Here is a 12,016-nt window from a genome sequence, read left to right as displayed (position 1 = left end):
GTTCGGGCGAGAAGTCCGGCGGCGTCTCGCCGGCCAGGAAGCGCGTGCGCTGCCGGGCGGCGTATTCCGTGTTCTTGGCACAGAGCGGCCCGGCGCCGATGAACATCACATTGGAATAGCCGGTGCCGCGGTGTTCGCCGCCGACCGCATGGATGCAGTCCGGATGCCACCAGACGGTGTCGCCGGGCTCGGCATGGGGGATCGACACCTGGGCATCGATCAGCGGCTGGTGCCATTGCGGCAGGATTGCCTGCGCCTTGCCGCGCCCGGCGCCGCAGATCAAATCGTCCGGCACGTCGTCCAGCAATGGCCGCAGCAGCAGATAGGCGACGGAGTGCCGGATCATCGGCACCACCTGCAGCGTGCCGTCGTTCTTGCCCTGGCCGGTCAGGGCCAGCCAGCCCTGGTAGGACCGGAAGAAGGTGCTGGTGTTCGGCGCCGGAAACTCCCGCGCCTCGACCCGGAACTCGCCGTCGAACGGATCGTGCCGCTCCCAGTCGCCGGCGAAGATCCGGCGGTAGACCTTGCGATAGCCGGGGTCGAGCCAGCGCTCGATCGAGCCGCCATCCATGTGCGGCGACAGGCCGAGCGTGGTGTCGCCCGGCTGGCGCCGGCGGATCCGGTCGGCATAGGCGACCTCGCGGTCGGGGTCGAAGAACATCCGGCCGGCGGTTCTGTCGTCGCCGGTGTCGGAGAAGCGCCACAGCCGGTTCAGGAAACGCCGGGCCGTGGCCATATCAGGATGCTGCCGGGCCTCGACCTGCGGCCGCGACCAGTAGACAGCGAAGATCTGCGGTGTCTTGGCGCTCAGCCCGCCGAAATACGTCTGCAGGTTGCCGTCGTCTTTCTGCCCGGCGTAGTTGTTCTCTTCGATATAGGCGGCGACCTGATCGTTCCAGCGGGTGATCTGGTCCTTCGCCACCGTACCACGGATCAGGGCGGCGCCGCGGCGGTGGATCTCGGCCACCTGGGCCGCCGGTACCGTGTTCGCGACGATGTCGGCGAACTGCACCACCGGGATGGTCGGCTGTCCACTGGCATCGATGTCGCGGATCGCATCGGCCTCGCGGCGCACCGCGTCGTCCAGCCGTCGCCAGACGCCGGCGACGTCGCCGATCGCACTGCGCAGGTCCCGCTTCACCGCGCGGATCTGCGCGGCATCTTCCATCTCGGTCATTCCGTCCGCCTCGTCCCGACAGATCCAGCTGTCAGCCTGCACCGGGCCGGCCATGTCGTAAAGATCGGGGGAAGGGGATATGTGGTTCCTAGGACAGTGGTCCTGATTAGGCATGATCCAAATGAGGAATACATTTAATTTGTATATTACTAAAATTTAATATAATTCCAAATTATTCCAACCGGGCGCTGCCATTCGGGCTGTGCGGCAGGGGAGGATGACCACCGCAAGAGAGTGGGGCGTCCACGGAGTGCGGTGGCGGATCGGTGGAGTCTGTATCGGGCTATGGGGTGTTCGTCTCACGCTTCGATTGAGCGAGGTGCAAGAGACTACCCGGATAGGTTGCTGCAGACAATATCCGTAATGGGCTATGTTCCGCAACCATGGAGCTTGCGCCATGCGCGACTTCAGCAAATGATGACAGAACGGTAAGGTCGGAGTTGAGGTGACTTTAGATCACCAAATGTCCGACATGAAATAGTGTTTCACACTATAGTTGAATTTGTTGCGTAATGCGGTTTCTGATCGTTCGTGTGGAGGGGGGGGTATGATTCATCGCTGTGCAGTGATCAGTCTGGTCGCGCTCGTTGTGGCCGGCTGCGCGGTGAAACCGCAGCCTTTGACCCAAGATGAAATTGCCGCCTTTTCCGCCGACCGCTTGGCGCGGGTGACGGCGAACCAGGAGCCAATGCACGGCAAGGTCGACCTCTATGAGGCGATGGCGCGGGCGATCAAATACAACCTGGACGCGCGGGTCGAAGCCACCGAAGCCTCTCTGCGGCTGGCCGAGGCGGATTACGGCCAATATGACATGCTTCCCAAGCTGGTCGCCGGGTCCGGCTATCTCGGCCGCAACAATGTTGGTGGCACCGAAAACGACCGGGACGACCGCGACACCTACACCGCCGACCTGCAGCTGAGCTGGAACATCCTGGATTTCGGCCTGTCCTACTACCGGGCCAAGCAGCTCGCCGACAAGGCGCTGATCCAGGAAGAGACCAAGCGCAAGGTGGTCAACCGCCTGATCGAGGATGTGCGCACGGCCTATTGGCGGGCCGCCAGCTACCAGCGCCTGGTCGGCCGGATGAAGACCCTGGAGGGCCGGGTGCAGCGGGCCCTGGCGGACACCCGCCACCTCGCCGCCTCGGCCGAGACCTCGCCCACCACGGCGTTGGCCTATGAGCGCGAGCTGATCCAGATCAAGCGCGAGCTGGGCACGCTGGAGGGCGAGCTGCTGGTTGCGAAGGCGCAACTCGCCTCGCTGATGAACGTGCCGCCCGAGACCGACTACCAGGTCGAGGTTCCGGACAAGGCGAAGATCGCCGAGATCGACGAGCACGACAGCGTCCAGCACCTCTACCAGATCGCGCTGCAGAACCGTCCGGAGATGCGCGAGGTCGCCTATGAGCTGCGGATCAATTCGAACGAGGCGACCGCCGCCCAGCTCGAATTGCTGCCCGGCATCAACCTGTTCGGAGGCGTCGACTACGACTCCACCTCGTCGCTGCTCAGCAACAACTGGATCTCCTGGGGTGCCAAGGCCAGCTGGAACCTGATGAAGTTCGCGGAGTATCCGGCGCATGACAAGGTGATCAGCCAGCAGGATGCCTCGCTCGACATGAAGTCGCTGTCGGTGGCGATGGCGGTGATGACCCAGGTGCATGTCAGCCGGGCCCGCTTCTTCCAGCTGGAACGTCAGTATTCGACCGCGAGAGAACTGTCCAGCGTCCAGCGCCGGCTGCTCAACAGCGTCCGCACCGAAGTGTCGGAGGACCGCAGCAGCGAGCAGACGCTGATCCGCGAGGAGATGAACACGCTGCTGGCCGATGCCAAGCTGGATACCGTCTACGCCGACGTCCAGAACGCCTACGCCAATGTCTATTCGGCGCTGGGTCTCGACCCGTTCCCGGGCAACCTCAACACCAATGACAGCGTCGCCGTGGTGGCGTCGTCCCTGCGCCAGATGTGGCTCGAGCGCGGCCAGGGCCGGTCCCTCGCCGTGGCCGCCAATTGAGGCCGGGCCAGCACGCCAGGAGAGCCTTGGCCGGATTGGTCCTGGCTGCGACCGTCGCTGCCCGGCTGTCTTGGGCGGCGCCCGCCGCGGCTGAGGAGACCGAGGTGGTGCGCGGCATCCTGCGCGCGGCGCAGCAGGCGACGCTGACCACCGATCTGGGCGCGCGGATCACCGCGATCGGCTTCAAGGAAGGGGTGCGCTTCGCCAAGGGCGACGCGCTTATTACCTTCGACTGCGGCCGCCTGGAGGCCGAACTGGCGGCGGCGACGGGGCGGTTCCAGGCGGAGAAGCTGACCTACGACAATCTCGCCGTGATGCAGCGCAGCCGGGCGGTCGGGGCGATCGAGACGCGGATCGCCAAGGCCAAGGCGGACGCGGCCCAGGGCGAAGCCGACGTGATCAGCAAGAAGATGACCGATTGCGTCATCGAGGCGCCGTTCGGCGGCAGCGTCGCCGGGCTGGCGGTGAACCCGCAGGAAACGCCGGGCCCAGCCACGCCGCTGATGACCATCGTCGATGACGGGCCGCTGGAGGTGGATGCCCTGGTGCCGTCGCGCTGGCTGAAATGGCTGCAGCCCGGCATGACCGGGACGCTGCACCTGGACGAGCTCGACCTGTCGGTGACGGCGGAGATCGTCCGCATCGGCGCCGTGGTCGACCCGGTCAGCCAGACCGTGAAGGTGACCGGCCGCCTGACCGGCCACGACCCAGCCGTGCGCCCGGGCATGAGCGGCGCCTTCACCCTCGCGGCACCGGGCGGGTAAGCCATGGCCACCGCGCTCAAACCCCCCGGCCCCCAGGCCGAGAAGCCGTCCGGTCCTGCCGCCGTCGAAACGCCGGCCGCGATCAAGGCCGACCTGCCGCGGCCGGTGTCCGAACTGCGGCGGCCCGGCGCGGGGCTGGAGCAGTTGCTGAAGGTCGAGGCCGAGATGCGGCACGCCACCACGGCGGCCGAACTTGCCTTCATCACCACCAATGAGACCGCGCGCCTGGTGCGGGCGCGCCAGGCCTTCCTGGTCCGGATCCGCGGCCGGCGCTGCAAGATGACGAACATTTCCGGCGTGTCCGACATCACCCGGGAATCGCCGCGCGTGGTCTGGATCGAGGGGCTGTGCCGGAACCTGGCGCGGCAGGCGGGGCTGGCCGAACGGCGGGCCTTCGTGCTGCCGGCCTATTGCGACCCGAAGGACGAGGAGCATCAACGCTACCCGTTCCATGATCTGGTCTGGGTGCCGTTGCGGCTGGCCGACGGCCATGTCTTCGCCGGGCTGCTGCTGGCCCGCGAGACGCCCTGGATCGAGCCCGACCTGGTGATCGCGCAGCGTCTGGCCGAGACCAGCGCCCATGCCTGGGGCGCGTTGACCGGCCGGCGCCGGCTGAAGCGATCGATCTCGATCCCGCGCAGCCTGTGGCTGCTCGGCGCGGCCGCCATCATCGCCACAGGCTTCATCCCGGTGCCGTTGACCGTGCTGGCGCCGTTCGAGATCGTGCCGGTCAGCCCGCGCATCGTTGCCGCCCCGGTGGATGGCGTGGTCGAGCGCATCGCGGTGTCGCCGAACAGCGCGGTGACGCAGGGCCAGTTGCTGTTCGCCATGAACGACACCACCTGGCGCAACGAGCTTGATGTGGCGCAGCAGGAGGTGCTGGTTGCCGAGGCGCGGCTGAAGCAGGTGACCCAGGGGTCGATCGACGACCCCAAGGCCCGGCGCGAGATGGGCGTGGCCAAGGCTGAGCTCGACCTCAAGAGCGCCCAGCGCGACTACGCCCAGGACCTGCTGAATCGCAGCGTGGTCACGGCGCCGGCCGCGGGCCTGGTGATCTTCTCCGACCGCAAGGACTGGGAGGGGCGGCCGGTCTCGATCGGCCAGCGCATCATGCAGATCGCCGACCCCGATACGGTCGAGATGCAGGTGACGATCCCGCTGGCCGACGCGGTGGCGGTGGAGCAGGGCGCGCCGATCCGCGCCTATTTCGATTTCGATCCGCTGACCCCGCTGGGCGCCGAGATCCGGCTGGCCAGCTTCGAGGCCCGCAACGTCGAAGGCGTCGGGCTGGCGTACCGGGTCTATGCCACGATCCGGCCGGGCCAGGCGTTCCAGCCGCGGCTGGGGCTGCGCGGCACCGCCCGCGTCGCCGGCAAGGACGTGCCGCTGGCCTATTACCTGTTCCGCAAACCCGTCTCCGCGGTGCGCCAATGGCTGGGTCGTTAGCCGCCGCCGCACCGCTGATCGGGGCTGCGCCGGCGCCGTCGGTGCAGGACCTGCCGCTGCCCCGGCTGCGCGAGGATCTGCGCATCCAGCGCGCCGGCCCATCCTATGACGGCAGCCCGGCCTGGGTGCTGTTCGACCCGATCGCCAACCGGCATTTCCGCCTGTCCTACGAGATGTTCCAGATCCTGTCGCTGTGGGACAAGGGCAAGACCCTGGGCGGGCTGCAGCAGGCGGTCGAGCGCCGGTTCGAGCGCGAGGTGCCGACGGACGAGCTGGAGCATGCACTGCGCGTGCTCGACCACAGCCAGCTGCTCAGCGTGCCGATCGTCGGCGGCTGGCGGGCGCTGTACGGCAAGTCGCTGCAGCACAAGCCCGGGCTGTTCCGCTCCGCCATCCACAACTACCTGTATTTCCGGATTCCGCTGGTGCGGCCGGAGCCGTTCCTGAAGGCGGCGTTGCCTGTCGCCTCGATCTTCTTCACCCGCGGCTTCGTCGCCATCACCGTGCTGGTGGCGCTGGTCGGCATCTATCTCGCCACCCGGCAGTGGGAGCTGTTCACCCACACCTTCTCGTCCTTCCTGTCGCTCGAAGGCCTGGCCTTCTACGGCGCCGCCATCGTCATCGTGAAGTCGATGCACGAGCTGGGCCACGGCTTCTCGGCCTACCGCGCCGGCTGCAGGGTGCCGCATATGGGGCTGGCCTTCCTGGTGTTGGCGCCGATGCTCTACACCGACGTCACCGACGCCTGGCGGCTGAAGCGGCGATCCAGCCGCCTGCTGATCGACTGCGCCGGCATCCTGGTCGAGCTGTGCATCGCGGTCTATGCGCTGCTGCTGTGGAACTTCCTGCCGGACGGCCCGTGGCAGAGCCTGGCCTTCTCGCTGTGCACCGTCAGCCTGTTCATGAGCCTGCTGCTCAACCTCAGCCCTCTCATGCGGTTCGATGGCTACTATATCCTCAGCGACCTCTGGGGCATCGAGAACCTGCAGATGCGGGCCTTCGCCATGCTGCGCTGGGGCCTGCGGGAGCTGTTGTTCGGCCTGAAGGCCGCGCCGCCGGAACATTTCAGCCGGGCGACCCGCAACCTGCTGATGGTCTACGCCGTCTGCGCCGTGATCTATCGACTGGGCCTGTACTTGGGCATCGCGCTGCTAGTCTATCACTTCTTCATCAAGATTGTCGGCATCGGCCTGTTCATCATCGAGATCGTGTTCTTCATCCTGCGGCCGGTGATCTCCGAAATCAGGGAATGGCGGAAAATGCGCGCCGAAATCCTGTCGCGCCCCCGGACCTGGCTGACCCTGTCGGTCGCTGCGGGGCTGGTGCTGTTGTGCTTCCTGCCGCTGTCCACCCGGGTGCATGCGCCGGCGATCATCGAGCCGGCGGCGCTGGCGCGGGTGTTCCCGACGGTGCCGGGCCAGGTCGACAGCGTCTCGGTCGTCGTCGGCCAGACCGTCCATGCCGGCGACGTGCTGGCGCAGCTGCGGTCGCCCGATGTCGACTTCCAGCTGCGCAAGAAGACGCTCGAGCTGGCCAAGGTCGAGGCGCAGCTGTCCATGATGGGCGGCGATGCCGAGACCAGGGCGACGCGGCTGGTGCTGGAGACCAATGCCCAGAGCGCACGCACGGCGATCGAGGGGCTGCAGCGGCGCCAACGGCAGCTGACCGTGGTGGCCCCGATCGACGGCCGCATCGCCGAGACGAACCGTGAGTTCGATGCCGGTCGCTGGGTCTCGCTGGCCGACCAGATCGCGGTGATCGAACAGCCCGAAGGAGCCGAGCTGCGCGGGTATGTCAACGAACAGGATCTGTTCCGGATCGCGGCGGGCGGCAACGGCATCTTCGTGCCGGAAGATGTGTCGCAGCCGAGCCTGCCGGTGCGGATCGCCTCGATCGCCGGCTCCGGGGCCGATGTCATCGATATCCCGTATCTGACCAGCACGCATGGCGGGAAGGTCGAGGTCTACACGGCCGCGCAGCAGGGCGGCGAGGAGCGGGCGGCGGCCGCCTATTTCGGCGTCCGCGCCGAAGCGACCGGTCCCGTCGGGCCGCTTCCGGGCGTGCTGCGCGGATCGCTGGTGCTGGACGGCAAGCCGGAAAGCCTGGCGGTGCGGGCTTGGCGCCAGGTGCTGAAGGTCGGGATCCATGAAGCCGGATTCTGATCGCCTGACCGGTCTGCGGCCGCCGCTGTGCGGGCGGCGCGGGCCGGTGTGCGGAGAGTGGAATTCATCGCGGTCCTCCGGCTTCGGGGCGGCCGCGGTGCAGGGGCAGGAGGCGTAGATGGTGCGGTTCTTTGGTGCGCATGGGACGGATGGCGTGGCGCGGCCGCAGGATCGGCAACAGCGCTACCGGCACATGCTCATGCTGCTGGAACAGCGCATCGTCTATGACGGCGCCGGTGCGGCGACGGCCGAGAAGGCCTTCGGCAAGCATGACGGCGGTCGCTCCGATGGCGGCGACGGCGGCAAGTCCGGGCACCAGGATGGCGGCCGGGGGGCCGACACCGACCGGATCAAGGACAAGGCGTCGGACCATCTCGGCGATGCCGCCAAGGGGCACCGCCAGAGCGAATCCTCCGAGGATCGTGCGCATCGCCTGTTTGCGGCCCTGGCCGATGTCCGCGACACGCATGAGAAGCCGCACGAGATCGTCTTTATCGATAACAACGTCGTCAACAGCGCCCAGCTGCTGAAGGACATTGCCAAGGACCACAAGGACTACGAGGTCGTGCTGCTCGACCCGCGCCGGGACGGGCTGGACCAGATCGCCGAGACGCTGAAGGGCCGCACCGATATCAGCGCGATCCACATCATCTCGCATGGTGCGGAAGGGCAGCTGTATCTGGGCGAGGCGATGTTGGATGCGAAGTCGATCGCGTCCGGCAGCCATGCCGAGGACATGGCCACGATCAAGTCGGCGCTGACCAAAGACGCCGACATCATGATCTATGGCTGCGATGTCGGCGCCGGCGCCAAGGGCGAGGCCTTCGTCAAGGCGCTGGCCACGGCGACCGGGGCGGATGTCGCCGCCTCGATCGACGACACCGGCGCGGCCAACCTCGGCGGCAACTGGGTGCTGGAGCGTCAGCAAGGCCATATCGAGACCAGGGCGATCGCGGAGCCGCAATGGGAAGGGCTGCTGACCCGGACCAACAGCGGCACCTGGACGGTCGCCGGCAACGGCCTCAGCGCCACCAACACCACCGACGGCATCACCACCACCGTCACCTTCGTGGCCAATTCGGCCAACAGCAGCTTCACCACGACCTCGAACCAGACCTTCAACAACATCTCGGTCTTCGACAATGCGGCCCAGGGCACCGCGTCACTGGGGACCAACTTCAACTGGGACACGACGCCGGACGCGGCGACCAACCCGGCCGCCCCCGATGCCGGCACCGGCACCATCACCATCACCTTCTCCAAGGCGGTGACCGACCCGGTCCTGAACATCGACCGGCTCGGCGGCCAGGCCGGCACGATCGCGAACAGCTCCCAGCTGGTGCTGCTGACCGCGGGCGTCACCCTGTCCCGGCTCGCCGGCACCTCGCATTTCACGGTCGACGCTGCAGCGGGCGCGATCAACAACAGCCAGAACAACCAGACCGTCGGCAGCACCTTCTCCGGGGAATCGAGCACCAATCCGACCCTGGGCACGGCAGCGGGCAGCGTGCAGCTGGTCGGCACCTTCACCACCGTCAGCTTCCGGATCCAGGCCGCCCCGGGGACGCTCGAGGGCGCGGCCGGCGACGGCATCGAACTCGGCGTGGCGGTCGATGCGCCGCCGACCGCGGTCAATGACAGCTTCACCATGGCCGAGGACAACGGCTCGACCACGATCAATGTCCGGGCCAACGACACCGATCCGCGCAACGACGCTTTGACTGTGACCCAGGTCAACGGCTCCTCGGTCACGGTCGGCGGCCCGGCCGTGGCCGTGACCGGCGGCTCCGTCGTGATCGACGCCACCGGCAACCTGGTGTTCACCCCGACCAAGGATTTCGTCGGGACCAGCACCTTCACCTACACCATCCGGGACCCGGCGGGCGGCACCTCGACCGCCACGGTTACCGGCACTGTCACCCAGGTCGACGACCCGCCGGTGAACACCGTGCCGGGCGGGCAGAGCACGCCGGAGGACAGCCCGCTCATCTTCTCGAACGCGAACGGCAACGCGATCTCGATCTCGGACCCAGATGGCGGCATCCAGACGGTGACGCTGACCGCCACCAACGGCACGATGACGCTGGGTGGCCTGGCCGGGCTGACCTTCACGGCCGGCGACGGCACGGCCGACGGGACGATGACCTTCTCGGGCACCATCGCCGCCATTAATGCCGCCCTGCAGGGCCTGGCCTTCCGGCAGTCGGTCGCCGACTACAACGGCCCGGCGCAGATCTCGATCAAGACCGCCAACCCGTCGACCCCGGCCACCAACTTCACCAATGGCGGCTTCGAACAGCCCGATTTCACGGGCACGCCCGCGGTCCACATCGTCAATGAGAGCACGGTGCCGGGCTGGGACACCGACGCCACCGACAACCAGATCGAGATCTGGGATTCCGGCTTCAACGGTGTTGCGGCCTTCGAAGGCAACCAGTTCGCGGAGCTGAACGCCAACCAGGTCGCGGCGCTGTTCCAGACCTTCCAGACCCAGGCTGGGTCGGATTTGACGGTGCAGTTTGCCCATCGCGGCCGCCAGGGCGTCGACACGATGCGGGTGGTGGCGACCGACCTCGGTGCCGACGGCATCGCCGGCACGGCGGATGATGTCGTGCTGCTGAACGAGGTGTTCTCGGACAACAACACGGCGTGGGGATCCTACAGCCGGGTCTTGACCAACAATGCCAGCGGCAATCTGGTGCGCTTCGAGTTCCGGTCGATCAGCTCCGCCGGTGGCAACCCGAGCATCGGCAACTTCGTCGACGGCATCAAGCTGCAGCAGGCGCTGGTCGACAACGACGTGATCCCGATCACCATCACCCCGGTTCAGGACGCGTTCAACGACACGGCGACGACCACCGAGGACACCTCGGTCCGGATCAACGTCAACTCCAATGACAGCTTCGAGAATGCCGGCCACACCATCACCGCGATCAATGGCACCGCCATCGCGGTCGGCGGCTCGGTTGCCGTCACCAACGGCTCGGTGACCCTGAATGCCGATGGCACGCTGAACTTCAACCCGGCCACCGATTACAACGGCCCGGCCAACTTCACCTACACCGTGACCTCGGGCGGCGTGACGGAAACGGCCCGGGTCGACGTCACGGTCACCGCGGTGAACGACGCCCCCGTGAATACGGTGCCGGTGGCGCAGGTCACGCCGGAAGACACCCATGTCGTCTTCTCCGCCGGCAACGGCAACGCCGTCCGGGTGACGGATGTCGACGGCGACACGCTGACGACGACGCTCAGCATCGCCAACGGCACGTTGACCCTGGGGTCGACCGCCGGCGTCACGGTCACCGGCAACGGCACGGGGACGGTGGTGGTGACCGGTTCGGCCGCGGCGATCAACGCCGCCTTGAACGGCTTGGATTACGCGCCGACGGCCGACTACAACGGCCCGGCCACGCTGAACATCAGCACCAGCGACGGCGCGCTGACCGACACCGACACCGTCGGGATCACGGTGACGCCGGTGGCGGATATCGCCAACGACACGGCGACAACGGCGGAAGACACGCCGGTGCTGATCGACGTCAACGCCAATGACAGCTTCGAGAATCTCGGTCACCTCATCACCGCGATCAACGGCACGGCGATCGCGATCGGCGGCTCGGTCGCCGTCACCAACGGCTCCGTGCGGCTGAATGCGGACGGCACGCTTAGCTTCACCCCGGCCGCCAACTACAACGGCCCGGCCAACTTCACCTACACCGTGACCTCGGGCGGCGTGACCGAGACGGCGACCGTCAGTGTGGCGGTCACAGCAGTGAACGATGCGCCTGTCAACACCGTGCCGGCGGCGCAGAACACGGCGGAGGACACCGGGCTGGTGTTCTCCACCGGCAACGGCAATGCGATCCGGGTGACGGATGTCGATGGTGACACGCTGACCACGACGCTGAGCATCGCCAACGGCACGCTGACCCTGGGGTCGGCCGTGGGTGTGGTGGTGACGGGCAATGGCACCGGCACGGTGACGGTCACCGGCTCGGCGGCGGCGATCAATGCGGCGCTGAATGGCCTGACCTATTCGCCGACGGCGGATTACAACGGCCCGGCGACGCTGAATGTCAGCACCAGCGACGGCACCCTGACCGACAGCGATACCGTCGGCATCACGGTGACGCCGGTGGTCGACATCACCAACGATACGGCGACGACGGCGGAAGACACGCCCGTCATCATCGACGTCAACGCCAATGACAGCTTCGAGAATGCCGGCCACCTGATCACCGCGATCAACGGCACGGCGATCACGATCGGCAGCTCGGTGGCCGTGGCCAACGGGTCGGTGACGCTGAACGGGGATGGCACGCTCAGCTTCGCCCCGGCCGCCGACTACAACGGCCCGGCCAGCTTCACATACACGGTAACCTCCGGCGGGGTGACGGAAACGGCCCGGGTCGACGTGACGGTCACGGCGGTGAACGATGCCCCTGTCAAC

At 67.1% G+C, this 12,016-nt stretch carries 6 protein-coding genes; 5 read left to right on the top strand and 1 reads right to left on the bottom strand.

From position 1 onward, the window contains the following. Positions 1-1,177 (bottom strand): YbiU family protein (locus tag AC3XYG_RS09275; RefSeq protein WP_489139535.1); only part of this gene is annotated, 1,177 nt, incomplete at its 3' end. Positions 1,178-1,796: 619 nt separating this feature from the next. On the opposite strand from AC3XYG_RS09275, the gene AC3XYG_RS09270 reads away from it, so the two are divergent. The 5 genes from AC3XYG_RS09270 to AC3XYG_RS09250 all read left to right on the top strand — a co-directional run. Then, a complete protein-coding gene (locus tag AC3XYG_RS09270) occupies positions 1,797-3,191 on the top strand; it encodes a TolC family protein (RefSeq protein ID WP_489139534.1) in 1,395 nt (464 codons plus the stop codon). 26 nt (positions 3,192-3,217) lie between these two features. Then, positions 3,218-3,955: an efflux RND transporter periplasmic adaptor subunit gene (locus AC3XYG_RS09265; protein WP_489139533.1), complete on the top strand. Its 738-nt coding sequence runs from the start codon at positions 3,218-3,220 to the stop codon at positions 3,953-3,955. A gap of 3 nt (positions 3,956-3,958) precedes the next feature. Then, positions 3,959-5,401 (top strand): efflux RND transporter periplasmic adaptor subunit, encoded by a 1,443-nt coding sequence (locus tag AC3XYG_RS09260; protein ID WP_489139532.1) that lies wholly within the window; start codon positions 3,959-3,961, stop codon positions 5,399-5,401. After that, positions 5,386-7,563 (top strand): hypothetical protein, encoded by a 2,178-nt coding sequence (locus AC3XYG_RS09255; protein ID WP_489139531.1) that lies wholly within the window; start codon positions 5,386-5,388, stop codon positions 7,561-7,563. The genes AC3XYG_RS09260 and AC3XYG_RS09255 overlap by 16 nt, the downstream gene beginning before the upstream one ends. A 118-nt stretch (positions 7,564-7,681) precedes the next feature. Continuing rightward, on the top strand, positions 7,682-12,016 hold a 4,335-nt coding region (locus AC3XYG_RS09250; RefSeq protein WP_489139530.1), incomplete at its 3' end, for a tandem-95 repeat protein.

Source organism: Inquilinus sp. (assembly GCF_057815775.1).
The sequence above is the reverse complement of the archived record's forward strand: the minus strand, read 5'-3'. Positions and strand labels throughout refer to the sequence as shown.

Coding starts and splice junctions, on each gene's coding strand:
- AC3XYG_RS09260 (WP_489139532.1), top strand. CDS start 3,959: ATGGCCACCGCGCTCAAACCCCCCGGCCCCCAGGCCGAGAAGCCGTCC.
- AC3XYG_RS09255 (WP_489139531.1), top strand. CDS start 5,386: ATGGCTGGGTCGTTAGCCGCCGCCGCACCGCTGATCGGGGCTGCGCCG.